Annotated in this window: 26 protein-coding genes and 1 pseudogene; 8 read left to right on the plus strand and 19 right to left on the minus strand. The window is 51.8% G+C overall.

The features are described from left to right. The 9 genes from ACYVHX_RS01365 to ACYVHX_RS01405 all read right to left on the minus strand — a co-directional run bounded on the left by ACYVHX_RS01365 (position 1) and on the right by ACYVHX_RS01405 (position 9,790). Positions 1 to 1,008, minus strand: coding sequence for an FAD binding domain-containing protein (locus tag ACYVHX_RS01365; protein WP_460669797.1), 1,008 nt, complete (start codon positions 1,006 to 1,008; stop codon positions 1 to 3). Positions 1,009 to 1,029: 21 nt separating this feature from the next. Continuing rightward, the gene (locus ACYVHX_RS01370) at positions 1,030 to 1,812 is read right to left on the minus strand and encodes a 2Fe-2S iron-sulfur cluster-binding protein (protein WP_460669798.1); all 783 of its coding nucleotides are present in this window, start codon (positions 1,810 to 1,812) and stop codon (positions 1,030 to 1,032) included. Between the two features lie 383 nt (positions 1,813 to 2,195). Continuing rightward, on the minus strand, positions 2,196 to 3,746 hold the full coding sequence (locus tag ACYVHX_RS01375; RefSeq protein WP_460669799.1) for an FtsX-like permease family protein: 1,551 nt from the start codon (positions 3,744 to 3,746) through the stop codon (positions 2,196 to 2,198). Then, positions 3,718 to 4,581, minus strand: coding sequence for an ABC transporter permease (locus tag ACYVHX_RS01380; RefSeq protein ID WP_460669800.1), 864 nt, complete (start codon positions 4,579 to 4,581; stop codon positions 3,718 to 3,720). Before ACYVHX_RS01380 ends, ACYVHX_RS01375 begins: the two co-directional genes overlap by 29 nt. 271 nt (positions 4,582 to 4,852) lie before the next feature. Beyond that, the gene (locus ACYVHX_RS01385) at positions 4,853 to 5,242 is read right to left on the minus strand and encodes a T9SS type A sorting domain-containing protein (protein ID WP_460669801.1); all 390 of its coding nucleotides are present in this window, start codon (positions 5,240 to 5,242) and stop codon (positions 4,853 to 4,855) included. Positions 5,243 to 5,461: 219 nt separating this feature from the next. After that, positions 5,462 to 6,982, minus strand: coding sequence for an aminotransferase class V-fold PLP-dependent enzyme (locus tag ACYVHX_RS01390; protein WP_460669802.1), 1,521 nt, complete (start codon positions 6,980 to 6,982; stop codon positions 5,462 to 5,464). Positions 6,983 to 7,060: 78 nt separating this feature from the next. After that, positions 7,061 to 7,837, minus strand: coding sequence for a helix-turn-helix domain-containing protein (locus tag ACYVHX_RS01395; RefSeq protein ID WP_460669803.1), 777 nt, complete (start codon positions 7,835 to 7,837; stop codon positions 7,061 to 7,063). A gap of 287 nt (positions 7,838 to 8,124) precedes the next feature. Further along, positions 8,125 to 9,195: a glycoside hydrolase family protein gene (locus ACYVHX_RS01400; RefSeq protein WP_460669804.1), complete on the minus strand. Its 1,071-nt coding sequence runs from the start codon at positions 9,193 to 9,195 to the stop codon at positions 8,125 to 8,127. Between the two features lie 394 nt (positions 9,196 to 9,589). Continuing rightward, positions 9,590 to 9,790, minus strand: a complete 201-nt coding sequence (locus ACYVHX_RS01405) for a hypothetical protein (protein ID WP_460669805.1) — start codon at positions 9,788 to 9,790, stop codon at positions 9,590 to 9,592. A gap of 312 nt (positions 9,791 to 10,102) precedes the next feature. On the opposite strand from ACYVHX_RS01405, the gene gdhA reads away from it, so the two are divergent. Together gdhA and ACYVHX_RS01415 are read left to right on the plus strand one after the other, a co-directional pair. After that, positions 10,103 to 11,440 (plus strand): NADP-specific glutamate dehydrogenase, encoded by a 1,338-nt coding sequence (gene gdhA / locus ACYVHX_RS01410; RefSeq protein WP_460669806.1) that lies wholly within the window; start codon positions 10,103 to 10,105, stop codon positions 11,438 to 11,440. 99 nt (positions 11,441 to 11,539) lie between these two features. Beyond that, the gene (locus tag ACYVHX_RS01415) at positions 11,540 to 11,773 is read left to right on the plus strand and encodes a hypothetical protein (RefSeq protein ID WP_460669807.1); all 234 of its coding nucleotides are present in this window, start codon (positions 11,540 to 11,542) and stop codon (positions 11,771 to 11,773) included. Positions 11,774 to 11,880: 107 nt separating this feature from the next. On the opposite strand, the gene ACYVHX_RS01420 is transcribed toward ACYVHX_RS01415, so the two are convergent. Further along, positions 11,881 to 12,810 (minus strand): Kelch repeat-containing protein, encoded by a 930-nt coding sequence (locus ACYVHX_RS01420; RefSeq protein WP_460669808.1) that lies wholly within the window; start codon positions 12,808 to 12,810, stop codon positions 11,881 to 11,883. 249 nt (positions 12,811 to 13,059) lie between these two features. Here ACYVHX_RS01420 and ACYVHX_RS01425 point away from each other — a divergent pair, with 249 nt between their 5' ends. The 3 genes from ACYVHX_RS01425 (at position 13,060) to ACYVHX_RS01435 (ending at position 14,515) form a co-directional block, all read left to right on the plus strand. Beyond that, positions 13,060 to 13,623, plus strand: coding sequence for a Crp/Fnr family transcriptional regulator (locus ACYVHX_RS01425; protein ID WP_460669809.1), 564 nt, complete (start codon positions 13,060 to 13,062; stop codon positions 13,621 to 13,623). 71 nt (positions 13,624 to 13,694) lie between these two features. Continuing rightward, positions 13,695 to 14,069 carry a DoxX family protein gene (locus tag ACYVHX_RS01430; protein WP_460669810.1) on the plus strand — a complete coding sequence of 125 codons (375 nt, stop codon included), beginning with the start codon at positions 13,695 to 13,697 and terminating at the stop codon, positions 14,067 to 14,069. Between the two features lie 98 nt (positions 14,070 to 14,167). Then, positions 14,168 to 14,515 (plus strand): nuclear transport factor 2 family protein, encoded by a 348-nt coding sequence (locus ACYVHX_RS01435; RefSeq protein WP_460669811.1) that lies wholly within the window; start codon positions 14,168 to 14,170, stop codon positions 14,513 to 14,515. 96 nt (positions 14,516 to 14,611) lie between these two features. Here ACYVHX_RS01435 and ACYVHX_RS01440 read toward each other — a convergent pair whose 3' ends face one another. The 3 genes from ACYVHX_RS01440 to ACYVHX_RS01450 all read right to left on the minus strand — a co-directional run bounded on the left by ACYVHX_RS01440 (position 14,612) and on the right by ACYVHX_RS01450 (position 17,150). Further along, positions 14,612 to 14,779: a hypothetical protein gene (locus ACYVHX_RS01440; protein ID WP_460669812.1), complete on the minus strand. Its 168-nt coding sequence runs from the start codon at positions 14,777 to 14,779 to the stop codon at positions 14,612 to 14,614. Between the two features lie 171 nt (positions 14,780 to 14,950). Continuing rightward, positions 14,951 to 15,850: a hypothetical protein gene (locus tag ACYVHX_RS01445; RefSeq protein WP_460669813.1), complete on the minus strand. Its 900-nt coding sequence runs from the start codon at positions 15,848 to 15,850 to the stop codon at positions 14,951 to 14,953. A gap of 448 nt (positions 15,851 to 16,298) precedes the next feature. Continuing rightward, a complete protein-coding gene (locus ACYVHX_RS01450; protein WP_460669814.1) occupies positions 16,299 to 17,150 on the minus strand; it encodes a hypothetical protein in 852 nt (283 codons plus the stop codon). A 331-nt stretch (positions 17,151 to 17,481) separates the two neighbouring features. Here ACYVHX_RS01450 and ACYVHX_RS01455 point away from each other — a divergent pair, with 331 nt between their 5' ends. Continuing rightward, positions 17,482 to 18,810, plus strand: a complete 1,329-nt coding sequence (locus ACYVHX_RS01455) for a hypothetical protein (RefSeq protein ID WP_460669815.1) — start codon at positions 17,482 to 17,484, stop codon at positions 18,808 to 18,810. 499 nt (positions 18,811 to 19,309) lie between these two features. Here ACYVHX_RS01455 and ACYVHX_RS01460 read toward each other — a convergent pair whose 3' ends face one another. After that, positions 19,310 to 19,699 (minus strand): T9SS type A sorting domain-containing protein, encoded by a 390-nt coding sequence (locus ACYVHX_RS01460; RefSeq protein ID WP_460669816.1) that lies wholly within the window; start codon positions 19,697 to 19,699, stop codon positions 19,310 to 19,312. A 209-nt stretch (positions 19,700 to 19,908) separates the two neighbouring features. Between ACYVHX_RS01460 and ACYVHX_RS01465 the strand changes: the two genes are divergently transcribed. Beyond that, the gene (locus ACYVHX_RS01465; protein ID WP_460669817.1) at positions 19,909 to 20,067 is read left to right on the plus strand and encodes a hypothetical protein; all 159 of its coding nucleotides are present in this window, start codon (positions 19,909 to 19,911) and stop codon (positions 20,065 to 20,067) included. 173 nt (positions 20,068 to 20,240) lie between these two features. Here the strand turns inward: ACYVHX_RS01465 and ACYVHX_RS01470 are convergent, their stop codons facing one another. The 5 genes from ACYVHX_RS01470 to ACYVHX_RS01490 form a co-directional block, all read right to left on the minus strand. Further along, entirely contained in the window at positions 20,241 to 20,579 is a 339-nt protein-coding gene (locus ACYVHX_RS01470) for a hypothetical protein (protein WP_460669818.1), read from the minus strand. A 216-nt stretch (positions 20,580 to 20,795) separates the two neighbouring features. Continuing rightward, positions 20,796 to 20,990: a hypothetical protein gene (locus ACYVHX_RS01475; RefSeq protein ID WP_460669819.1), complete on the minus strand. Its 195-nt coding sequence runs from the start codon at positions 20,988 to 20,990 to the stop codon at positions 20,796 to 20,798. Between the two features lie 291 nt (positions 20,991 to 21,281). Then, positions 21,282 to 21,458, minus strand: a complete 177-nt coding sequence (locus ACYVHX_RS01480; RefSeq protein ID WP_460670407.1) for an integrase core domain-containing protein — start codon at positions 21,456 to 21,458, stop codon at positions 21,282 to 21,284. 674 nt (positions 21,459 to 22,132) lie between these two features. Continuing rightward, positions 22,133 to 22,540, minus strand: coding sequence for an IS110 family transposase (locus ACYVHX_RS01485; protein WP_460670408.1), 408 nt, complete (start codon positions 22,538 to 22,540; stop codon positions 22,133 to 22,135). Positions 22,541 to 22,845: 305 nt separating this feature from the next. After that, positions 22,846 to 23,853 carry an IS110 family RNA-guided transposase gene (locus ACYVHX_RS01490; protein ID WP_460669820.1) on the minus strand — a complete coding sequence of 336 codons (1,008 nt, stop codon included), beginning with the start codon at positions 23,851 to 23,853 and terminating at the stop codon, positions 22,846 to 22,848. A gap of 231 nt (positions 23,854 to 24,084) precedes the next feature. Here ACYVHX_RS01490 and ACYVHX_RS01495 point away from each other — a divergent pair. Further along, positions 24,085 to 25,450: pseudogene (locus ACYVHX_RS01495) on the plus strand (IS1182 family transposase); the annotation flags it as partial. Between the last annotated feature and the right edge of the window lie 753 nt (positions 25,451 to 26,203).

Raw genomic sequence — 26,203 nt, forward strand, 5'->3', positions numbered from 1 at the left:
TTAGGACCGGTTTGGGTTCATTGCCATCTGTAATGCCCGAACGATGCTGCGGTTTCCCAGTTCCACCTTGAATTGGTTATGTTCCAGCGGTTTGGCCTGGGCCATTTCGGCCTCAGCAGCGCGTTTGAAAGCGGCTTCCGTGGCTTGCTGACCGACGAGCATTTTTTCGGCCGTGTAGGCCCGCCAGGGCTTGTGGGCCACCCCACCCAGCGCAATTCGGACCTGTGAAATGCGGTCGCCTTCCAGTTCCAGGGCGGCTGCGACCGACACCAGTGCGAACGCGTAGGAAGCGCGGTCCCGGACTTTGAGGTAGTAAGAGTGGCCGGCAACGTTATTTTTCGGCAACTCGATGGCGGTGATCAGTTCACCCGGATTCAGGTTGGTGTCTTTTTCGGGTTGTTCGGCGGGCAATCGGTGGAAATCCGGAAAGGCAATCAGGCGTTCCTGGCCCTGCGCATTCCGGACCTTGACGACGGCATCCAGCGCGGCCAGCGCAACCGCCATGTCCGAAGGATAGACGGCGACGCACTGCTCCGACCAGCCAAAAATTGCGTGCATGCGGTTGATCCCTTCCCGGGCGCCACAACCGGTTCCCGGTTCGCGTTTGTTACAGGGCATCGACACCTCATAAAAATAGGGACAGCGGGTCCGTTGCATGAGGTTACCACCATTGGTGGCCATGTTTCGGATTTGTCCGGAGGCCCCCGCCAGAATGGCCTGGGTGAGTAGCGGGTAGTTTTGGCGGATCAGCGGATGATTGGCCAGATCAACGTTTTTTCCCAGCCCACCGATGGCCAGACCGCCTTTGCGGTTTCCACTGGCGATGACTGTAATCCGGGCCAGATCGAGACGACTGATGTCGATCAGCTCGGTCGGGCGCTCCACGTCTTCTTTCATCAGGTCCAGCAGGTTGGTGCCGCCCGCCAGAAGTCTGGCATTGGGATTGGCCGCCAATTGTTTCAGGGCCGAGTTCAGGTCATTGGCACGGGTAAATTTAAAGGGTCTCATAAAGCAGTGAGTAAGGGTAGGTTAACCGACAATCTGCCAGGTTTGCTCCACGGGTTTTCCGCTGTGCACTTCCTGAATAGCCGCCACGATATTCGGATAGGCACCACACCGGCACAGGTTGCCCGACATGCGCTCCCGGATTTCCTCCGGGGACAGAGATACGGGACCCGGTTTGCTGCGGAGGCTGGTCGTTACGTAACTGGCCTCACCTTTTTGGGCTTCCTCCAGCAGGGCGACGGCGGAGCAGATCTGACCGGGGGTACAAAAACCGCATTGAAACCCGTCGTGTTTCAGGAAAGCCGCCTGCAGGGGGTGGAGTTGGTTGCCCCGGGCCAGGCCCTCAATGGTTTGCACGGACTGCCCTTCACAGCTAGCGGCCAGTGTCAGACAGGATAACACCCGGCGCCCGTCGATCAGGACCGTGCAGGCCCCGCATTGCCCGTGATCACAGCCTTTTTTGGACCCCGTCAGGCCCAGCCGTTCGCGCAGCATATCAAGCAGGGTCATGCGGGAATCAACCAGCAACTGGTGCCTGGTGCGATTGACTGTGCAGGAAACACTGACCCCGTTCTCAACGGATAACGCGGAGGCATCTAGCGGGAGCGCGCTTAGGGGGCGGGTCAGTACCTGTTCGGCCAGGACGGGTGTACTGGCTGCCACGCCCCCGCTGATCAGCGCCACGAGCTTCAGAAAATGCCGCCGGTTCAGGCCGGTATCCAGAATTTCAGCGAGATCTTCGGGCATCAGCTGTTCGAACAACTGCTTTTCGTCCTCCGAGAGGGGGACCGATTCGTTTTCTTCCATACGGCAAAGGATAAGGCGTAACGTAATGACCCGGCGAGGGAAACGGCTCCGTCGAACCTGAAGGATCAGTCAGGCTATAAACGCTTTTGGAGGAATTAAGTTAGGCGGTTGCCCGAATTCATAGAAACCGGGTTGACCAACCGCTTGCCTTCGCTTTTTTTAACGAGCTGGCTGGCCCCGGCAAACCCGTTTACAAGCGTTTTTGAATCATTGTGGGTCGTCTTTCACCAATCTGTAAGGAAGGTTGTACCTACCCGGAAACGCCCACGCATTGGCTCAGATTAAGGCCAATGCGTGGGCTGGATAGAAGAAAGGGCGGATCCCTGAATGGAAACCGGCTGGTAGTCGTCCGCCCGGGCAAGTGGGATTTGCTGATTCCGGTTTTATTCTCTTTTTAACGAATTCACCGGATTTGACAGGGCCGCTTTCAGGCTTTGGTAACTCACGGTCACCACCGCTATGCCGACGGCAAACACGCCCGCCAGGGCAAAGATCCACCAGTCCAGGGTGATTTTATAGGCAAAATCCTGGAGCCACCGGTTCATACCGTAGTAGGCCACGGGCGAAGCAATGAGAATGGCCACCAGAACCAGTTTGAGAAAATCCCGGCTGAGCAGGCCCAGAACGCTGGCAACCGAAGCGCCCAGCAGTTTACGAATGCCAATTTCTTTGGTGCGTTGCTCGGCCGTAAAGGTCGCCAGGCCAAACAACCCCAGACCAGAAATCAGGATCGCCAACGCAGCAAACCAGCCAAACACCTGTCCCGTGCGGGTTTCTGACTGGTACGTGCGATTGAAGGTGTCATCCAAGAAAGCGTACACAAACGGCTTGTCGGGAAATTGCGTTTGCCAAAGTTTTTGGAGCTGCGGCAGGGTGGCCGGAATTCGATCTGCCCGCAGGCGAAGGGCCAGCTGACCTTCCCAGCCGTCGTTCAGTGAGATCAATAAAGGAGCCACGCTTTGTTTGAGCGAACCATAGTTATAATCTTCAATAACGCCGACCACTTCCCCGCGCTGGGGGACTTCCCGGTACACACCGGGCTGGGCTGGATCATAGGCGTAGGAATAATAACCCGTCTGTTTCCCCTCAATCGTCTTCCAGCCAAAGTATTTCAGGGCCGACTGATTGATCAGAAAGGCCCCTTTGTCGGCCGGTCGGTTGGGGTCGAGCGGGCGGCCCGTCAGCAATTTAATTCCAAACGTTTTTAAATAATCCCCATCGGCGGTTAAGCGGTTGATCGTGCCGGTTTGCGCGCCTTTGGGAACATACTCGCTGACTAGTTTTTCGCCCCGCACAAAATTACTGCCGGGCAAGCCAAAGGCGCGCGTGGCGGCTTCGACGCCCGGTAGCCGCGTTACCTGCTGCTTGAATTGTTCCTTGGCTTCATTCGATCCATCGCGCAGATCCATCGTCAGCACTTGTTCACGCTGATAACCGAGGTTTTTCGTTTGAATAAACCGGAGCTGGTAAAAAACGACCAGGGTTGCAACGATCATGACCACGGAGACGGCAAATTGACTGACAACCAGAATCTGGCGCAACCAGAACCGGCCGCCCACGGCCCCGCTCCTACCCTTGAGAGCAACGGCCGGTCGGAAGGACGACAGCACAAAGGCCGGGTAGCTGCCCGCCAGCAGCGTTACGACCAGCAAACCCGCCGTCAGCCCACCCAACTGCCTACCTGTCAGGAGTGTTTGCAAAGACAACTGCTTTCCGGAAACCGCATTGAACAGGGGTAACATTAACCAGGTCGCCACGGCCGCTACGAAAACGGCTACCAGAAGTATAATCCCGGTTTCGCCCAGAAACTGGGCCCACAACTGACCAGGGGATGAGCCCATCACTTTCCGAACGCCCACCTCTTTCGCCCGTCGGGTGGCGCGGGCGGTGGCCAGGTTCACGTAATTAAAGCAAGCCAGACCCAGAATCAACACGGCGACCCCGGATAAATACCCAGACGTAGGTGATCCGGCGCGGACCGGTTAAGTTGGTGCGCAGGTAAATGTCGGTCAGGGGCACCAAATCCAGTTTCCAGATGGCGGCATTGGGGTCCCCCAGTTGACGAATGTAAGCCGGGAATTGCGCTTTCAGGTCGGCCAAAACCGCCCCCGGAGCCAGCAGCAGGTACGTCCAGGTATCGCCACCACCCCAGTAATTGGTGGTGACATCGTATCCAGCCAGCTCATTGGCGTTCGCATACGGAACCAGAAAATCAATTTTAAGATGAGACGCAGCGGGCAAATCCCCGAGCACCCCCGTGACGTGAAGCGTAACCTTGTTGTTGAAGCGGAGAAAACGGCCCAGCGGGTTCGTTTGTCCGAAGTATTTGCGAGCCATCGTCTGCGAAATCACGACGCTATACCGTTCGATAAGGGCCGTCGTGGGGCTTCCCTTGCTCAGGGGCAACGTGAATACCTTGAAAATACGGGAATCGGCCAGCCAGAAATTAGGCTCATAGAACGCGGCTTGTTGAGAAGTGACCAATGGATTCAGTCGCGTCAACCGAACGGCCTCATCTACCTGGCTAAAGCGGTTTTTAAGATCCGTGGCAAACTGTCCTCCGCTCGCGGGTGAGTTCGCATTTTGTTGAAACAGCACAATCCGGTCGGCCCGTTGGTGAAAACGGTCGTAAGCCAGTTCATCCCATACGTAAGCAGAAATAAGAAAACAGCAGGTCAGGCCCAGCGTCAATCCCGCCACATTAATCAGGGTCGTTACCTTATGGGTGACGGCGTGGCGCCAGGCAATTTTGAGGTACGTCTGTAGCATAGCTGTGGCCAGGTTATTTTCTCGGTTCAACGCGAAGACGATTGATCGCGTTGAACATTACAATCCGAATAAAATAACCGGCCCGGCGTTGTCATCACCACACCGGCTAAACCGGCAATCCAGATCCCCAACAGCGCCACCGTGTACCGTTTGCTAGTGAATGCCGGTTTTGACTCCCCTAAAGCAATCAAAAGGCTGGCTCCGTAGTGGGCCAGCCTTTCGGTGAATAGAGTCGGATTTGTTGGTCCGGTTTTCATCAGAAGCAGTGCGCTCACTGAACCGCCACCAGGCGGGGAGCTACCACCGCTGGCTGGGTGGCCAGCGTCACTTCTTTGGTCGTCGTCTCCACCCCGTTGCTGATGGACACCTGGTAGACGCCGTCGGGCAGGTTGCTCACATCAAATTTGTACCGGATGGCGTCCTGGCGTTTGCCAATCTTCTGATAATAGACCGCGTTGCCTTTCTGGTCCAGCAACTGCACCATCACCGTACTGGTGGTTTCCTTCTGAACGGCAATCTGGAGTTTACCGTCGATGGTCGTGAAGATGCCACTCTGAAAGGCGGCTGCTTTTTTGGGTTCTTTCGGGCTGGCCACAGCGGCATTGAAACTGGCCGCGGTCAAGGTCAGGGCGACGAGCAGGGTGTTGAAGATGGTTTTCATGGCGTATCTTGTTTAGAGCGTTTTTGTGTCTGTTTGGATAGATCAAAGGTCGGCACGCGGGCACTGAAAGCCTGTCACAAATGGGTCAACTCCTGCTACTTTTGGGAAAACCGTAATTACTTTGCCAAGGCAACGCTAGAAAAACCGGTACGCTATTATGAATATCCGGATCACCTGCCTCTAAAAGCACTGAAAACCGCTCAGGGTTCTGGAATGCAGTTATCGCTTATTCAGCAGTTCCTTCGCGAACTGAATAAATTGGTAGGCATCGGCAAAATTGGAGATATAGCCAAAGGAGATGCGTACTGCGCCCCGGCGTTTTCCAATCGTTTCAATCAGGTCAAAATAATCTTTCTTACCGTCTTTGCTAAAGTATTTTTTCAATTCAGCTTCCTCCAGCGCGTGGTTGGTCTCGTCGATTCCCGGGTTGCAGAAGCAGCCCGTTCGCAAGGAAATGTTTCGGGAGTTGGCCCGCTTTTCAATCTGGGTAAATTCGTACAGACGTCCCGCTTCGTCATAGAAATTCATGGCAATCGTGCCGCCCCGCCGGTCGGTATTCTGCGGCCCATAGACTTTAATCAGGGGTTGCCCATTCGGGTGCCGGAGCTGATGGAGCTGCTCGAGCGTCCAGCCGGTCAGGCATTCGACGCGTTTGCGAATGCTGTCGATGCCTACCGCTTTTAGATGCCGCAACCCGGTTTCGACGGCCGGAATTCCCAGGTAGTTAATCGTTCCATCCTCAAACATGGCGTGGTCGCGGTCGTAGTAATACCCATCGCCCTGCACCGAAACGATGGTGATGGTACCGCCCGCAAACCAGGGTCTGCGCAACTTTTCAAAGGCCTTCCGCCGAACCAGCAGGCAACCCAGCCCCGTCGGATACCCAAACATTTTGTAAAATGAGAGGGTCACAAAGTCGGGCTGGTAGCGACTCAGGTCCAGCTGGTTGGTCGGAACGAAGGCGGCCGCATCGAGCAACACATCCCAGCCCTGCTGCTGGGCAACCGCGATCCACGCCAAATCGTGCTTTACGCCCGACACATTCGATTGGGCCGGAAAGGCCAGCAGCTTGTTGGGACCGGCAACCGGCTGAGCCAGATTTTCCAGCAGTTTCTCCTGGTTGATCCGGAGGTCGGTTTTCTGAATCGGGCTGTAGGTAAAATCGGCTCCTTTCGTTCGGGCAAACTCCCGGATGCCATTGACCGAGTTATGATTGTCGAAGGTCAGCAGCAACTGATCGCCGGGTTGAAAGGGGTAGGATTCGCCCAGCAGTTTGAGCGCTCCGCTGGCGTTCTGCGTAAAAATACAGACGTACTCTTCCCGGCTGGTGTTCAGATACCGCAGGACGTAATCCCGGGCGGATTCGGTAACGGCGGTGGCGTGGTTGGAGGTGGGGTTGGTGGAATGGGGGTTGCCAAAAACATGGCGATTCAACTGTTCGGTATGGTGGGCAACCTGCTGCCGGGTATACAGCCCACCCCCCGTAAAATCCAGGTAAATGTGGCCCTGCTCATCGAGCCGCCTGAATTCCCGGTTGCGCAGGGCATCCAAATGAGCGGTGCTTTTAAAAACCGGGTAGGTGTTCAGAAAACCGGCATAGGCGTCGGCAAAGGCTTCATCGCCCTGTTCTTTTTTGCTTTTGAAAAAGGAGGTCAGCCGCGTTTTCAGGGGACCCATTGTAAAACCGGCAGCGAATCTGGCCTTGCTGGGGACGCTGCGAATTTGGGTTAAGGGGATCATAGGGCGTTCTGGAATAAGTCCTGATTGTTTGGCAAAAATCGGACAACCAAAAAGCCGGTACTTGTAAAAAATCGTTTTTTACGGAAAGCGTTTGAAGGTTTCGGGTGACTCGCCCGTGTAGAGTTTGAAGTCCTTGCTGAAATGAGCCTGATCGAAGAAGTTATTCTCAAAACAGATGTCCATCAGCGACCGGGAGCTGGTTAACTGGTCCAGAACGGTATTAAACCGCACAATGGAAGCAAACTTTTTGGGAGTGGTTCCGACCAGCTTTCGGAACCGTTTTTCGAAAGGACTTTGACTGATCGTCAGCTCCTGATTGAGCTGGCGAATCCGGATGGTCCCTTTCGTCTGGCGAATCCGCTGGACAGCCTGTAGAATGAGTCGATCGGCCGGGGCCTCTTTTAGGTGAAAAAGAAAAAATTGCTCAATCAGGCGGATTCGCTGTCGGTCGGTATCGGCAGCGGCCAACTGTTCTTCCGTATCGCGAATTTTCTGTCTCTCAAACAACTCATCGAGGGACACGCTCACATCAAAGAGTTCATGGGCCGGACAGCTCGTAAAATGAGCCAGGCCCAGTTCGGTAAAATAGACCAGAACGGTGCCAATGGGACCTGAATTGGAGAATAGTTTGACCTGATCGGCAATGCCGGAAATACCGGCGGTATCCAGAGCGGTTTCGATTCCGTTTCTGCTGGTTTTCAGTTTTCCACCGTATTGAAAACCGATCACCAGACTGGTCGTAGGAAATACTTTATAAACACTTTCCTGCGTTTTTTCGGAAATGACAAAGTGGCTGATGAAGGGCTTCAGCCGATCAACCGGGAGGATTTTGTCAAAGCGCGTAGAAAGCTCCATGGCTGGTCGTAAAGATACAAATTCAGCGCTTATTTCTGAGTTGGGAGAGCACTGAAGTCCAATTCAGTCCTCAGAGGACGAGACCCCTTACCCACCGTTTTGCCGGCTCGAGTCCGGTGGCTTTGCAGAAGACTTCCGCGGAAACCGTCTTTTGGGACCACTCCTTCTGTACCTTCCTCCCGCTAGGGCTTTGCGCGCCCCCTTTGAGGCCCACAATTCTCAGCCTACAACCCTGAAATTCTTGTTTTCGCCCGGTAATGCTGAGCACTCTGGCCTCGAAAAAGGCTCTATCGGGGTATTTTCAGCGGTAGCTCCATCCACGCCAGCCCAATACTGCGGTGCATATGGCTGGTGCTGGTCCCTTCAGCGGCATCATACAGCAGGGCCAGTCGGTTGCCCACCTGGATCACCGTTGGCATTCCAATGGCCCCTTTTGCCCAGGTCGAATTTTCCGCATCCAGAACAACCGCTTTATCCTCCGACCGCCAGCGGTTGATGTCCTTCGTCCAGTACACCCATATAGCGTCCGTGTATTCACCGACCCCGGTTTTCAGACCGATGTGGTTGGTGAAAAGAAACCAGGTTTGGGTTTGCGCATCAAAAAACAGGGAGGAGTTTTCAATTTGTTCGTCTAAGGGGAAAAGCGGTTTTTCGTCGATTTTCCAGGAAGCATTCAGGTCGCGGGTCCGGGCAATCCCTAACGTTCGTTTAATAACCTTCCCCTCCTGCGTGGCCCCGCTAAAGAATTGCAGGTATTCATCGCCCTGTCTGACGATAAAACCGGGGCTGGAGGTTACGGTATAATAGCTGTTTTCTTTGGGGGGCAGGGCCACCACGTCATATTGTTTTTCCCAGGGGCCGGCCAGCGAGGACGACCGCGCTTTCATGGTCAGGTAAGGGAAGGCCGGAATTCGGTACGGGGGCGGTGTGGTGTTGGGCGTACCCACGTAAAACATATGCCAGGTGTTGTTCTGCTTGATTACCCAGGGCGATGAAGCGCTTTTAGCGTCATTACTTCCCGGTTTGCCCAGTTCCAGCAACAAGCCCCGCTTGGTCCAGTTTCTCAGATCCTGACTTACCGCCAGGCAGGCAATCCAGCCCGCTTTTCCGGCTCCGTCATAGAACAGGTAATAGCGACCGCCCTCCTGATTAACCACGGCTTCGCGGGCGCCATACGTATCGCAGCTATCCGGACCATCGCCATAGCGCATCACCATTCCTTCGTCCCGGCAGGCCATCCGAAGTGTTGCCACCGGTCGTCCATCCGGGTAGCCAGGCTGCGCATTCACGGTGGCTGTAATCAGTAACAGGGCGGCTACAATTCGCATCCGGATGGATTGGTAAACAAATGAAGGCATGGGATATTAGTTTCAGGTTAAGGGTGACGACCGGCGTTGCCGCCGGTCGTTTGTTTTAAGTCCGGTAGCCGGGTTAACTTCCCGGAACCTAAGATAGCTGCGAAACAGCCTCAAAAGCAAATGGCCATGACGCTGGCCGTCGTCAGGGGCTTCAACAAAGGGTGTCTGGCAGGAGAAATTCGAAAGGGAACGGATGCGGGCCGTAAACGAAAAAGCCCGGCGGCCCGGTTGGAATGAGCCGTGCCCACCCCTTGCCGCCGGTATGGAATTGAAGAATCCAGCGCCGAGAACCCATCGGCTGGCATAGATCCGGAAAGATAAAGAAACGAGTTGGCGGGCGGTTTTTAGGTAGCCGGGAAAACTAAAAACCGGAGCCGAAAACCGGGTTGGTGCTTCAGGTCGAAGGATGAAGCTGCTTACTCAAATGGGCCAGTCGTCGGCGAACCGTTTCGGCGGTTCGTAAATCTTTTAAACTGATTCTGGCCCGATCCCGCAGCACTTTACTGGCGTAGAACTGATCCGTCGCCGTATGCAATAAGAACGCCAGCATCTGGGCTTCACTTTCGGTTAGTTCAAGGGCAATTTGCTTTTTCATGGTATCTGTTGTCAATTTAAAGAACGAAACGGACTCCCGCTTCCGGCTACCTGGCCTTAAAATTAACCAGAGAACAAGCCACAAACTGGGTATAACGGAGAAAGACCAATTCTACTAATAGAACAAAACAAATGGGCAAAAAAGTCCATAAAAAGCCCCTTATTCCACTAATAATACAAGTTAAATACGGACAAACCGGATGAAACACAGGAGGGAATTGGACGGTCGTATCGTTTTTCGGTCGTCACAACTTATCTTAGCCGGCATACAACAAAACACACGGATCATTCCAGCGTATTAACCCCTTGAACTGTGACTTCAGTAGAATCTTTCATGACCCGGATTATCGCTCGGAATCCGGGCGAAAATGAATTCCATCAGGCCGTCCACGAGGTCGCCGAAACCATTATTCCCTTTCTGGCGGATAAACCGCATTATCAGCAAGCCCGAATTCTGGAGCGGATCGCCGAGCCCGAGCGGGTCATTATTTTTAGGGTTCCCTGGATGAATGAGCGGGGCGAAGTAGAAATCAACCGGGGTTACCGGGTGCAAATGAACAGTGCGATTGGCCCTTACAAGGGCGGTCTGCGTTTTCATCCGTCGGTAAACCTGAGCACGCTCAAGTTCCTGGCATTCGAGCAAATTTTCAAAAACAGCCTCACCCAGCTTCCGATGGGGGGTGGTAAGGGCGGAGCCGATTTTGACCCCAAAGGGCGTTCCGACCGCGATGTCATGGTTTTTTGCCAAAGTTTTATGACGGAGCTGTTTCGCCACATCAGTTCGGACAATGACGTGCCCGCCGGCGATATCGGGGTAGGCGCCCGGGAAATCGGCTACCTGTTTGGGCAATACAAGCGGCTCAAAAACGAGTTCACCGGTGTTTTGACGGGCAAAGGGGCGAGCTACGGCGGCAGTTTGATTCGTCCGGAAGCAACGGGGTACGGCGTTGTTTACTTTGTCGAGCAAATGCTGAACCAACGGCGCGACAGCATCAAAGGCAAACGGGTGGTCATTTCGGGCTCCGGAAATGTGGCGCAGTATACGCTGGAAAAGTGCATCGAACTGGGTGCGAAGGTGGTTACGCTCTCCGACTCATCAGGCTATATTTACGATGAGAACGGGATTGATACCGAGAAGCTGGCCTACGTCATGCATTTAAAAAATGAAGCGCGGGGCCGGATTAATGCGTATGTCGACACGTTCGGCGGTGACTTTGTGGCCGGAAAAACACCGTGGGAAGTTCCCTGCGATATTGCCTTACCGAACGCGACCCAAAATGAGTTGACTGGGGATGATGCCCGCCTGTTGGTCCGGAACGGCTGTTTCTGCGTAGCCGAGGGAGCGAATATGCCCTGTACCCCGGAAACCATTGAAGTATTTGAAAACAACGATATCCTGTATGCTCCCGGAAAGGCGGCCAATGCGGGTGGCGTGGCCGTTTCAGGTCTTGAAATGTCGCAAAACTCACTGCGTATGTCCTGGTCGCGCGAGGAAGTAGATAAAAAATTGCAGGAAATTATGCTGACGATCCACGCGACCTGTCTGCGCTATGGCCAAAAACCGGATGGGCGAATGAGCTACATGCAGGGTGCCAACATCGGGGGCTTTGTCCGGGTGGCCGATGCCATGGTGGCGCAGGGGCTGGTGTAATTTTAAGCACCCCGCTCAGTTCATGCTTCGCCCGGAGAAAATAGTTTAAACACGGTGACCGGTTCTGAGTTTGAGAGGTATCGACCTTCATACGCCATCATGATCACCCATATCTATCAATCCGGCAGCCATGAAAACTGGTATCTGGTGCTGCCCGTCAACAGCGAAGATGATTTCTCCCAGGTCCCGGCGGAAGTTCAGGCCGAGCTGGGATCGTTAGTAAAAATACAATCCGCCGAGGTAGGGGCGGGATCGTTAGGCATTGATTTGCTACAGGCGAAAACGGATTTTGACCTTCAGGGCTATCACGTCGCCAAAACCGTCAAAGCCTAAAAAACCGCTAAATAAATAGCCGGAACCAACCCGTCCCGGCTATTTATTCATTGATGCTGCTGCTTTCAAACTGATCTCCTATTGACCCTGATGTGAATCGGAGTCCGCTATTTCATCGACATGGTCAATTCGGTGATCGCCGGAATGTTTGAATTGTTTTTGCCGCTGATGTACAGCTTTTGCCCGTTGGAGAACAGGTTGCCGTAGCTGGGCACATTTTCCAGTTTAATGGGAGCCGCGGCCCAGGTGTCTTTGTTTAAGTCATAGACGTAAACGGACTGATTTTGCAGCAAATACAAGTAATCCCCCAAAACCGCTGAAAAGACATTCTGGTAACTGCTGGCCACCTCAAAGGGAAGATCTTTCAGCGCCGTCCAGGTGTTGGTGACCGTCGAGAAGGTGGCCATTTTCTGTTTGGCCCCCTGCCCACCGAGGGCGTATATTTTTTCTTTATAAGCGACTAATTCACTGCTAGTGGTGGCGAAGAGATAATTGGGAACCGTGAACCATTTATCCTGGCTGATGCTGTAATATTTGAACAGCGTGCTGGGCGTCCGCCCGCCCAGAAAATAAATGTTGCCGTTGTAATAGGTTACGCCAGCTTCTCCGGCATTATCCTTTGCCGTTGTGGGATACGTAATGTTTTGCCAGGTGTTCGACGATGCGGTGTATTTGGTGGCATCATTGGCAATGAAAAAGATGTTGGTCCCATCCGACACCAGTTTACTGGAGTAGCCACAGCCACAGACATTCGTGGATTTAGCCAGCGCCGAAGAAAACGCATTGGTTCCCAGGTCGTAGCGAACGAAAAACTGCGGTTTGGCCGTGTTGGAATAATTTCCAAAATAGATCGCGTTACCAACCAGCACAGATTGAAGGGGATAACCGCCGACATCATAGGTACTGAGCGGCATACTCAGTTGTTTTGCCGTCAGCAGCACATCATCGACGGTTTTTTCCGGTTCAGCCGAACCTTTGTCGTTGCTTTTGCAACTCCCCACCAGAATGAGTAAAAGGCAGAAAAAGAATGGTTTCATGGGCCTATATCAGTAAGGTTAATGTGTATTGCTACCTGAAGGTAACCCGGATCAAAAGGCGGTTTTAGCGTAGAAATACGGATTTTAGTCTGCGGTTCAGGTAGCGGATTCAGAACACCAGAGAAAATACCGGATTGAACAGATAGGGCTTCCCCGGAGCCGGGAAAAGCGGTTTGAAATAACCGGAAAGGTTCTTACCTTCCATGCCTGGATACCGTGGCCGGCTTATCGCTGCTTTCCGGTGGTGTTATGAATCCTTTCCTGGACGTACTGACGCAGTTTACCCCTTTGTCCCAACAAAGTCAGAATGCCTTACTCGGTGTCTGTCGGCGGCTCCCGCTGGACAAAGGGAAGGTGCTGATTGCCGGCAATACCGTCAGTGAATGTATTTATTTTATCGAAAGCGGTCTGGCCCGTACCTATTACTACAAAGACGGCCGGGACGTTACCGATTGGCTCAGTGCCGAACATGAATTTGTCGGCTCCATCGTCAGTTTCCTCAGCCGAAAGCCCGACCGGCGAATCGTCCAGTTGCTGGAGCCCTCCGTTCTCTGGGCGGTTTCTTACCGGAATCTGGAAGATTTATATCAACGCCATCACGACCTGGAACGGCTGGGCCGCTTGCTGGTGAGCCACGGTTTGCTGCTGGTGCAGCAGCGGTTTGACGACTTGCACATGGCCACGGCGCTGGAACGCTATCAACATTTAATGACCACCCGGCCGACCCTCATCCAGCGCGTTCCGCTGGGCATGATTGCTTCTTACCTGGGAATGACCGCTGAAACCTTAAGCCGGATTCGGGGGCAGGTTTGATTTTTTGATAAATGTCAAAGGATGCCAGGCCGGCAGCCGCCATTTTTGCCCATGCAACAACCGGTAAAAAAATGGTGAATCTACTGCTGTGGCTGGGTCAGGCTTTCTTAGCAATCATCTTTCTGTATTCGGGCCTGATGAAATCCACCAAAACCGAACGGGAGTTGGTCGCAATGGGCCAAACCGGGGTCGAACACCTGCCGTTGGCCTTGATTCGGTTCATCGGCCTGGCGGAACTGCTGGGCGTTGTGGGTCTATTCGTACCCCTCTTGGTCAACCGGTATACTGGCCTGGCTTCCCTGGCTGCCATCGGTCTGGGATTGATTATGATTCCCGCAGCCCTGATTCATTACCGACGTGGGGAGAAGAAAACCGCCTGCCTCAATGGCCTCATCTTCCTGATTTGCCTCTTGGTGGCTTACGGACGCGGCAGCGGAGTAATTTAGCTGCGTATCAAGTAATTCCTTTAAAATCTCAACTTTTACCGACATTCATTCCATCCGGTATGCCCTTCCTTTGAAACCGTAATCGGACCAAGGAAGCAATGGAACCCCAGAATATAATCAGGCAAGCCTACCAGGCTTTTAATGACCGAACTATTGATGCCGTGCTGGCCTTGTTGACTCCGGAGGTGCAGTGGCCCAATGGCTGGGAAGGCGGCTATGTGATCGGGACGGATCAGGTACGGGCCTACTGGCTCCGGCAATGGCAGGAGCTGGACCCGATCGTCCAGCCGGTTTCAATGCAGGAAACGGCGGATGGACAGGTTGACGTAAAGGATCACCAGGTCGTTAAAGATCGTTCAGGTCAACTGATTTTCGATGGATTCGTCCGGCATGTTTATACGTTTGAAGGCGGGAAAATAAGCCGCATGGCTATTGTCGAGGACTAGCCAGGCTTCAGCCCCGGCCCGATCGCAAGGCGCGGTTGGCAAACGGACCAAAAAGCAATTCCGGGTATTGTACGCGCTGATAAGAAAAGCCCCTTATCAATACCCCTTTAGCCTGGAAAAACCGCGCAGAAAAAGCCAGTACAGCCCCAGAGCCAGCGGAACTAAAACCAGAACATTAGGGGTGATAAATTTGGCCACCAGTGCGACGGCAATGGCGGCACTCAGGATGCTGAACAGGTATTTAGCCCAGGGAAGCTTTGACATGAGAAATCGATTTTACGGGTGAAGGTCTGCATGATAAAAAACGTAGAGGCAAAAGATAACGGAATACCGTTTCAATAACCGCCACTTTTCAAATAACTTCTTTTAAAGAATCTAGTATAGCAAAAAACCGGCTAAAGATTCAACCGGCAGGATCACTGCGCATTCGTCTCGCTACCGGGCTCCTTCTTTATACGTAATGGTGTAGGTGAAGAGGCCCATGGCGCCAACCGGAGCGACCCGTTGGAGGGGGAATCCGGCTTCGTTGGTTCGTTGCGTTTCACTTCTCAACGTGCCGGTCTGGCAACCAGATAAGCCGGTGCAATGCCTGATGGTGCGGTATTGCAGGTTGTTCGAGGTGAGTGCGTTATCCAGGCCAACCAGACCCGTTGCGGCCGCTACACTCCGGTTGAAAGTAGCCAGTAATGCCGCCAGAATCTGGTATTCTTTACTCCCGGCGAATACATTTTGGTCCTGATCATACCGCTGATCAAGCACTTCATAAAAGTTATCGGGATTCCGGGCCTTGCTGTTTCGTGATTCGGCCTCGCTGTCCAGATGGCCCCGGCTGTCCAGAATGAGTCGGCCCAGTTGAACATTGGTTTTCTGGGGAAAGCCTTCCTGATCCAACGCAAAGCTGGCCTTTTTGATTTCCTGATTAGCAATCACCAGGCGAGCCTGCAGGATTTGCCCCTCGTAAGCCAGGTCAAAGCGGGCGGACTTATCGCGGCTGTACGCCGTCGAATCCAGATCGTTTGATAGGGCGCTAAGGCTGATGGTCGTTAAGCGGTTATTCAGGTACGAAAACTGTGCCCAGGGGATCGTCGGTTTATTCGTAGTTGAAACGGCCAGTAACGAGTCGCGAACCGACTCCAGTTGATTGGCCGCATTATAAGCAAACTGGGATCGGTAGATCAGATGAGAAAGGCTTCCATCGGCATGGTAGTCAATGAAGGCCGGAAGAGTCCGCACCTTTGATTCTTGCGGAGCAACCCCTGTACCCGGTTGGCAAGCGGTACTCAGCATACCAACGGCACTCAGGAGAAACAGGCAGGAGAAACGAGAAAAAGTCATCGGAAACAGGAATAGGACGGGTTCGTGGGCGAAGATAAAACCGGATGGGCGAACTTACCAGAAATAAAGGTACAACCAGCTTCCTGATCCGGACTACCGAATTATTAATTTACTAGATATACCTGACTTCACATAAAAGTACTATCATATAATCTAAAAATCGGTCCAAAACAAAACCCGGCCGACGGACCGGGTCTGTAATAAACCTCTGTGTACTTGGATTATCGTATCAATACACAAACAAATCCAGTGAGCGACTGGATGAAAAAGTGAGTAGGCGGAACCTCCTATAAAGGGGGTTAAGAACAGAAGCGAATCTTTCGCAATAAATCCCGCTTCTGGTAGACCATCGTGGAAACACTTTGGCATTGATGGAATGCCCTAACAAATGCTGATTTGATCTACAGCTTTGCCAAGAGAACTTCTCTTTGCTCCCAGCTATCATCCCTCAGCGTGTCGGGCAATTCAACGTATAGCGTTTGATGAGCAGCAGATCCGCCTGCTGTGGTCTTTTTACGTAATCAACTTTGTAGACAAGCCCGTTTGCTTCGTAGAGAAAATACACCTGCACATCGGCGGTTTCTCCGTTCTGATCCTGACTCTGGTAGGCGGTCAGCAGATTGGCATCCGACTTGCCATTGAACGGATAGATGGCCGGAATCGGATTGGGTTTGGTGATGTCAAATTTATAGTCATAAACCCGGTAACTGCTCCCGGCGTAATAAGGCCCTTCGACGAATTTGACCACATTGCCGTTCGACACCGTGTAATTCTGAATATAGTTATCGAAACGACGTTCGACAACAAAGCCATTGGCGTAGGTTACTTTCGGGTCGGTCACCAGACCATCGCCCGTCAGTTGCAAGGTTCTGACCAGGGTGTCCGGCTTGGGTCGAACCGGCAGATCCTGGATATTGGTGACGATGATCTCACCGGTTTCGTAGCGGTATTCATTGTAAAACGTCGCCCCAGAAAAGGCGCGGGGAGTCCGGTTAACGGTTTTTTTCACCCGCCCCTGCGAATCGTATTCGTAGGTGGTGATCGCATCCGGCCCACCAACGGCGTAGGAGTCGTTCCCCACCTTGATGATCCCCAACACGGGCCAGGTGTACAAACGCCCGGTTACTACCTGGCCAACCGTAACGGCTTCGCCGGGTGCCAGCTTATAATAATCGAGGCCGTCCAGAAATTCAGTAACCTGACAGGAGCCGGGCTGCGGTTCCAAATGATCCTGCACCGAGCAGGACCCAAACAGAAGAACAAGACCCAGGGATAGGAAAAAACAGAGAGATTTTGTCATCATTTGCACGGGTTAAAGGCTTGAGAAGGAGCGTATTCGAATCCAAAATAAAAGACACTGTAAACTTAAAAAAGGTTGGAAGCCTGCAAAAAGAAAATGCCTACCGAGGGCACGCCAGGAGTTCTGGCAAAGATTACGGTGTAATACAACAGAAATGCCTGATTGCGCACGTAGTAAGGAGCGCGCTTTTCGACACTAAGGTTTAGCACGGCACGATCAAAGAAGAAGGGTTATAGCTACAATTCAATCCCCTGATTCCGCAATTGATCCCCTATCCGGTTGATTACGGAAGCCGACCTGTCTAGTTTGGTGCCGTAAACAACAAGTAACAATGCAACTCACTCGATTTATTCCCCTGATGTTACTCCTGGGGCTGCTGTCCTGCCAAAAACCAACCGACACGCTCCAGCCGCACGAACCCACCAAACCTGATGCGCCAGCGACAACACCAGCTCCCGCGGGGGAAGTCTATGAAAAAGGCACACCGATAGGCCAGGCAGTTCAGAAAACAATCGGTCCCGAAGGCGGTACGTTACTCTCGGCCGATGGTACCTTAAGGATGACGGTTCCCGCCGGCGCTGTTGCCCAGGCAACGACCTTTACCATGCAGCCCGTGACACCCACCCTGCCAGGACTGATCGGACAGCAGTCGTACCGACTTCTACCCGAAGGACAGACCTTCGCCCAACCCGTTACCCTTCGCTTTAAGTACCAGGCTGATCGTCTGGACGGCACCTCGGCACAACTCCTTTTTATGGCTTACCAGGGCAGTGATGGGTACTGGAAGGCCCTGCCCGATACGGAACTGGACGAAACCGCCCAGACGCTGACCGTTAACACCAAGCACTTCAGTGATTGGGGGGCGTTTGCCGAATTTGAATTGAAGACGAATCGAGACGTGCTCGCCCCGGGCGAATCTACCGAACTGACCTTGCAAGGGTACCGGGATCTGACGGTTGAATTAACCAAGGAAACCACCGAAATTGCTTTGGGCAAAGTGGATGTCTTGTTGGATACCCAAAACATTAAAAACTGGCACGTGATCGGCAAAGGCAGCCTGACGGTAGAAAAGTCCCAAACGCTTGCTACCTATTCGGCGGTGGGTGCCGGGGCCGGTAGTTCGGCGTTGGTATCGGTCGATGTCTACAATTTCATTCCCCCCAATCGGCGCCCCCGCCCGGGAGCTTCAGGCAAGGCGGTAATCTTAAAGAAGATCCGGATTGAAGGCGCCTATTTTGAAGCCACTATTGATGGAAAAACGTACAACTTGCGGCCCGGTGCCCTAGTGGACCACCACGGCATTATGCTTTATGGGGGCTTTAGCAACACCAATTCATTCACGGTTCAAATTCGCGGCCGAAGTGTAAAGCCCTTTTCGACCATTCTCTATGGCGTTCCGACTGGGGAGTCGGATGGCTACGCCGTTGTCAGTCTAACAGACGGCAGCCCCTGGCCCTGGTTCAGCTGGGCGCCCACCTGCGAGGGACATGAATACATCAAATCCCCCGGCGGTATTTACATCGAATCCTATGATCTGGTGAATGGAAGGCGCTTTATACGGGGCTCGCTGACGGCTACGGTATACGGGAGTCCGGATAATTGCTACAATGTAAAATCGAAAAAAGTCAGTGCCAAATTCAACCTCCCCCTGGCAGAGTAGTAAGGCAGGCCGGACAGTAAACGGGGTGCTGACAGAATATATTCTCACCCTTTAGCCCCTCACTCCGAGGGGGTTTTGTTGCCCATAAAAATAGCCAGGCAGTTGTCCGCCTGGCTATTTAAACGTATACACTATTTGATACAACTCCTCAATCAATCACACAGCGACATAACAGCATCGCGTCTAAAGTGTTGTTTTTTTGAGCATTTGGCCTGGGGTTGGATTCAGTGCCGAGTTTGCCCGAACTGAAAAATCTGCGGCTGATTCCTAATCAATCGTATTGGTAAGGGTATATTTCTATTGTTAACTAATACCTCTGGCTTCGTTATGGTCGGGGATTTGTTATTACTATTCGAGGAATCCCCTAAGTAGGCTTTCTGAAAACCATAGAATTATTAGAGCCCGGCTGTAAAACCAAAAGGCTAACCCATTACTGGGTTAGCCTTAAAGTTGGATAGAGTCGGATTTGTTGGTCCGGTTTTCATCTGAAGCAGTGCGCTCACTGAACCGCCACCAGGCGGGGAGCTACCACCGCTGGCTGGGTGGCCAGCGTCACTTCTTTGGTCGTCGTCTCCACCCCGTTGCTGATGGACACCTGGTAAACGCCGTCGGGCAGGTTGCTCACATCAAATTTGTACCGGATGGCGTCCTGGCGTTTGCCGATTTTCTGATGATAGACCGCGTTGCCTTTCTGATCCAGCAACTGCACCATCACCGCACTGGTGGTTTCCTTCTGAACGGCAATCTGGAGTTTACCGTCGATGGTCGTGAAGATGCCACTCTGAAAGGCGGCTGCTTTTTTGGGTTCTTTCGGATTGGCCACAGCGGCATTGAAACTGGCAGCGGTCAAGGTCAGGGCGACGAGCAGGGTGTTGAAGATGGTTTTCATGGCGTTTATTATTTAGAGCGTTTTTGTGTCTGTTTGGATAGATCAAAGGTCGGCACGCGGGCGCTGAGAGCCTGTCACAAATGGGTCAACTCCTGCTACTTTTGGGAAAACCGTATTGATCCCAGTGAAACAATCGGATAAAGGGTCTGGTATTTAATTCAGTAGCAACGGCTTACAAGAGACTTTCGGTAACATAACCGCTTTCTCACATGGAAAAGAAAAGTATTCGACCCATCGAAGAGTGGACCGACCAGCCCGAATCGCTGTGGGCAAAAGTGGGTGTGAGCCTGAACCATCCGGTCCTCCGGGATGTGATTGCATTTTCTGATTTGAATGACCGCGTTCAGTACTGCCGGAACTTTTACTAGCAGGAGTTGGAGTCATTAACCCGGAAACTGGGGGCAGATTTGATAAGGCATAAGTTCAACGCACCCTTCCGACCAGGCCAATGATGATTTGACCCTAAAAGACCCTATTTCTCCACGGCTGTTTGGATTAGGAATATAGGGAAGGATTGAAATAAATTCAAGTAAAGAAGACCTCAAGTTGTAGTCTGATGCGGCTGTCGGAGCCAGATCAGGAACAGACAGCCAAAGAATAGATCTGCGCTCCCCCCTACCACCACAATCAAAGGCAGATCACCGACCCACCAGAAGCCCGCCAAGGTTACAAAGAAGCTCAATTTACCCGCTGCGCCAACCCCCACAAACAGCCGAGGGGCATGGGCTCGCCAAGCACAGTAGCCATAAGCTAAGCCAAAGATGAAAATGAATTCGCTAACGATCCACAAATAGAGGGGATGAACTTCAGCAGGGAGATTGACGAATTGACGGATGAAGGGAAAACCAGGCAGAAAAGTAAGGGCGCCCAATAAGTTCATGAAGGCTGTGGTCCATAAGGCGACTCGCATCCAGGGGGGGAGCATAGTGTCTTATTTAGGAGGTGAATGGATGTTACTACCAAGAAGGTCAAAGGGTAGCCAGCTCTACTTAGAAAATTAGTTTTATCTTCTAGATTTTATAAAGCAGTTGGCTATGGGCCGTACAGCAGAATCCATCCCGTAAACAAACAGCGCATTCACAAATCATTCGATACGTTACCCGTTTGCTTTGGTTTTCAATAGCACATAGTGGATAACACCCAAAACCAGAAAAACCCCACCTATTAAAAAAAGTCCTATTTCAACTTCACCCCGCTCGACATAATTAATGACGACCACCCAAAAGCATAAAAGTGCCATAAGTACCGGCAGAATAAGGGCTACTTTTTTTAAGAATGAATATTTTATCATGACCGAAGCGGTTTCGTGTACTTGCGAAGATACGGGTACAACTCTATTCGTCCGTATTGATTAAGGTTCTTTAACGTTTAAAGCACACTACCCTAACCGGCCAAACCTCTAGTAATTGCTAAAACCAATTCCCTCCTCGGCCTAGTCTGAATGGGGGTTAACTATCCTTACCAATAGAAAGCACATCTTTTCGGACCAACATACCATTTAGTAAGTACCGTTGAGTTACTATTTAGGTAGTAATAAAAGCAATGTCCTTGCCCCGTTTAGTAAGCCAGTTTTGATTGGAATTCAAGCCGCTTGTCGGTACTCAACCGGCGTCATAAACCTTAAGGCTTGATGAGGCCGGTCGGTGTTGTATTCTTCCAACCACTCATCCACAATGCACCTTACCTGCCTAATACTGGTAAAGATATATGCATCCAAAACCTCCCGTCGAAACGTGCCGCACGGATTTCCATGGTTTATGCAAGTAAGGGGACATAATTTTTGTCATATTTCTGCTGGCGTTGGACGACCGAGCAGACTCGATGAATCAGCCGCGTGGGCGGTCCCATTATTGCGAACGGCATTGAGAACGAGCATCCGCGCGGGCGGCCCCGTTGTTTTTGCCTTCGGCCACTTTACGTCGATAATAATCCTGGAGTTCGCCCTTCATGCGGATGGCTGACATAGCTCGGCACAGGCCGCCCTGCTAAGTGGAAGAGCGATTTCAACCGTTTTCGGGCATGTTGGCTGACGCTGGTTTTGCCTCGAACACTGCTCCCTGACTTATATCGCACGGGCGACCCCGTCAAAGGGAGCAACTCCGGCATGACAGTCGGACGGCCGATGCCGCCAGTTTTTTAGGGTCAGTGAGCTGTTTGAATTCGTCCGTGGCGACCAGCACTTCGGTGGCGGTCGCACTACCAATACCGGGAACCGAGCTCATCCAGTCGACTAATTCTTTCAGGCGGTCATCGCTCTGAATGAGGTGGGCGATTTGTTGGTCAACCTTTTGTAGATCGGCATTGAGCGCTTTGAGTGAAGCCTAACAGCTTTGCATCAACTGTTTTTGGAGAGCCTTGTCGATGAAGCCCTGCTGTTCAGTAATCGGTTGCTGAAGTTGTTGGCGTACCTGCAACAGGCGTTGCCGCAAGGCACTAAGTGCCGCCAGTTTTTGTAAAATGGGGCGCGGAGGTTGCCAAAGCCGTATCTGATCGCGGAAGCGGAACGGGGCCGCCCGCGCGGGCATATTGGGCAATGCGAACGGCATCAATTGCATCCGTTTTGCCGCGTTGCAAACCGCCTGCTTTCTTAATCTGTAAGCTGCTTTCGAGCCAAATAGGCAGTTTGATTTTGTGTAAATGCGTTAGCAGGTGGGCGTTGTAAATGCCGGTATGCTCCATACAGCACACCGACTTGGTCCATTTAAAACCAGGCAGTACTTTGATGAGTTTGAGGGTCGCTTTAATGGCGATTTCGGAATTGGCCGACTGACATTGCAAGACGACCGTTTGGCCATTAAAGACCGCCCAGTCTAAGGTAGCTTTCGAGATATCAACCCCAATGAACGGGGCCGCCCGCGCGGTACTGAATGTCCATGAGAAATGATAATTTAGGGTTCCAACAAGTTCCTTGCTTTACTGCTCAATCCCTTGCTAATGGGGCTGCATCCCCGAATTTCCATCGCTCCGGCGACCCGGCTGAGCCAAAAGCAAGTAAAAACAGAGCGGGACCTGACCGCGACGGCGGACCGTTCCGCGCCTAGAGCTCCTACTCTGCGACCCCATAGGAAACCCGCTCTGTTCACTTGTTGGCAAGCTACCAAATCTTGGTTTCTTACCAACTCTCAAACCTAAAGGATTTCTATGGATTATACAAGGGGTGAAGAATAGTTTTTGTCATATTTCTGGCCTCGTCTGACGACTGCATAGACGCGATGAATGATCTTATTTCGAACCGCATTCAGGACCAACATCTTATTCTTGCCTTCGGCTACTTTCCTCTGATAGTAATCCTGTAATTCTCCTTTCCAACGAATGACTGACATAGCTGCCAAGTGAAACAGAGATTTAAGTCGTTTCCGTGCCTGATGACTTACTCGGGTTTTACCCCGTATACTAGTACCCGAGCGGTACTCAAAAGGCGCAACGCCAGAATGGCAAGCCATTTTCTTTGGCGCGGTAATGACCGTCATTTCATTGGTAGTAATTATAAGTTCAGTAGCTGTAGCGGGGCCGATTCCCGGTACGGAAACCATCCATTCAAAGAGTTCTTTGAGCCGAGCATCGTTTTGGATAAGTTCACTAATCTGCCGGTCAATATCTTTTTGCTCAGCCCTGAGTGTCAGTAGAGACTTCTTTGAATTGCGTTGAAGCTTTTTCTGCAAACTGGGACTGACGAATGATTCTTGCTCGGCCAATGGTCCAGCCAGTAAATTATAAGCCTGGTTAAGCCGCTGACGAGCTGCACTTAAAAAAGCAAGCTCTTGAATTATCTGGCGAGGTGGTTGCCAAAGCCGCATCTGGTCACGAAAACGGAAAGCATATTCGGCAATGCGTTGTGCATCAATCGAATCGTTTTTGCCGCGTTGCATGCCACCCGCCTGCTTGATCTGTAAGGAAGATTCCAGCCAAATAGGCAACTCTGATTGATGCAGCATTTGCAGCAAATGGGCATTATAAATTCCCGTATGTTCCATACAAAATACGGTATGCTTTGGATGCCAATGGGGTAACTTTTTTAGATGCTGAAGGACTACTTTAATGCCGTCAACCGTATTCGAAGTCTGAGTCCGTAGCTGAATACCTGATGGCGTGTATACCGCCCAGTCGAGAGTCGATTTGGCAATATCAATACCGATATAATAGCGAATTTCCATAAAAGGATTTAGTTTAGTGATCAGTCAACCGACTTGCTACTGCTCAAACCCTTGTAATGGGCCGCGAACCCTAATTTCTATTTGAGCCTAGGCAAGTCAACAGAGTGAGGTCCTAAATCGGAGCATAGGTCTTTCCTCGGCGACCCGTTAGGTTACCTCTCTCTGGTTGACTGCTGGCAAGCTACCAATTCTTGGTTTCTTACCATCACCCAAACCTAAAGGGCGGCCCGGTTCAAGCTGATGCTCATTGGCTATCTAGAGAATATTACTTCTGACAGAAAGCTGGTCGAGCACTGCGCCATGCGGTTGGATATGTTGTATTTCTTGGGTTATAACCTGGACGAGCCATTACCTTGGCATTCCACCCTGAGCCGGACCCGTCAACTTTACCCAGAAGCACTTTTTGAGTTACTATTTGACAAAGTATTCAGCCTATGCGTGGCCAACAACATGGTAGCCGGTCGGCGGGTCGCTATCGACTCGGCTCCTGTCAAAGCGAACGCGTCGATGGAAACACTCTTGGAAAAACAACCCCAAAGACCTGGGCCCAGGTTGCTATCCCAGGCTGAGGACCAGAATGGCCCAGTAGACTCGATCCCCAAACTCAGCCCCCGTCAGGCGGCCTCGGTAATCACTGCCGCTGATCATCAGTTAAGACAGTTGAAAAAGCGCCAGCAAAATTTGCAAAGTGCTCCGACCACTCTAGGAGCTGGCATCGAAAAGGCAAAGTTACTGAGCAACAAGACTCATTACAGCCCTACCGACCCTGATGCGCGCATCTCTATCAAGCCGGGCAAAGCCCGCAAACTTAACTACAATTGTAGCTTGGCGGTTGACACCGCCGAAGGGGTTATTAGCCATGTGCAGGCCGATTTTGCTGACGGTCGGGACAGCCAGTCACTACCCGATATTACGCTGAAGCTTCAGCAGCGGTTAGCATACAACGAGTTGCGTTTAGAAGAGCTGCTGGCCGACACAGCCGGGGCGCCGGGGCGACTACTCCAACGGGGGTAACTACGCCTTGCTAGAGCAGTGGAAAATTACGGGGTGGATACCCGCCTTTGGCCAGTATAAACCCCAAATCGAAGGCTTTCCCTATGATTCTGAAGCCGATCACTTTACCTGCTCGGAAGGTAAGCGTTTACCGTTTAAGACGTATGACAGGAACGCGGACGGAGGCTGGCTAAAAGTCTATCGGGCGGATTATCAAGACTGCAAACAGTGTCCGCTCAAACCAACGTGTGTTCCTAAAAGTCAATGCCGATAGATTATTCGGACGGCCTATGATCCGTTCTATCGTCGAGCATTGGAACGTCAACAAAGTCGGCGGGGCAAACGCATGAAACGACTCCGTCAACGAACGGTGGAACCAGTCTTAGGCAGTCTAGTTGATTATTATGGGTTGCGAAAGATCAATGTACGGGGCAAAGATGGGGCTCACAAGGTGATGCTGATGGCAGCTATTGCCTTCAATCTGAAGAAGTATATGAAGTTCACGACGAAATTTACCCTCAGTCAGACGATAGGCCTAAAAGTGGAGTGGTCATTGGCTTATGGAGACGCTTTTTTGAGCTTTACTATGCTTTTTCTCAGCTGAGATGGGGTGACGAGGTCAGTAAATCTGACTAGCATGAAAACCGATATAAAAAGCAGAGTTGCGCAACAGCCACGCCCGGTTTTTGCGACTGGTAACCCCTTAAGATGAGTTGTCATATACATATGAAAAGTGGGGATATCCCCCTCTGAATTTTGCACGTATTCACGAATGATTAGACTAGCAGTTGTGATTTCCGATTAGGCCAGAGAACTGGCATGCCCCTCCCTATCCGTTTCAAACCTCAACTAAATAAATTACTTCTAGTGTCATCTTTCACTATCTTTTAGGCTAATTTGCCTTTCAAGGTTATTCCATTGATTCGTATTCTATTCACCTGTGACCTATCCTGAAATGGCTAAGAAGAAAAATAGCATTTGTCATCCTCCAGACGTTGATATTTTTTTATGATAAGTTGTGGATTGTTAAACTGATTGGTGTAAGCATTTCGAATACTGTGAGCCATATAATAGCATTGCTGGTCGAGGTTAGCCGCAGTCTGTTTTACGGTCAGGGGATGGGCCGCTACGCTATCAAACATCGGTCGGCACTGTGTCCCAAATTGCATTGCTGAAATAAACTGTTGACGCGGGCGCGGGGCACCTATGTCAATACCCTTAATGGGACAGATAACCGCCCTCAACTCCTGCGATTGGATGGGAGTTTCAACAGTAGTTTTACCTAGTTAATTACTTTCACCTTGTAATCCGGATCCAGCTTTCCGGAGAAGACGCACACCTGTGCTGGCCGCTATTA

Source organism: Larkinella ripae (assembly GCF_054780775.1).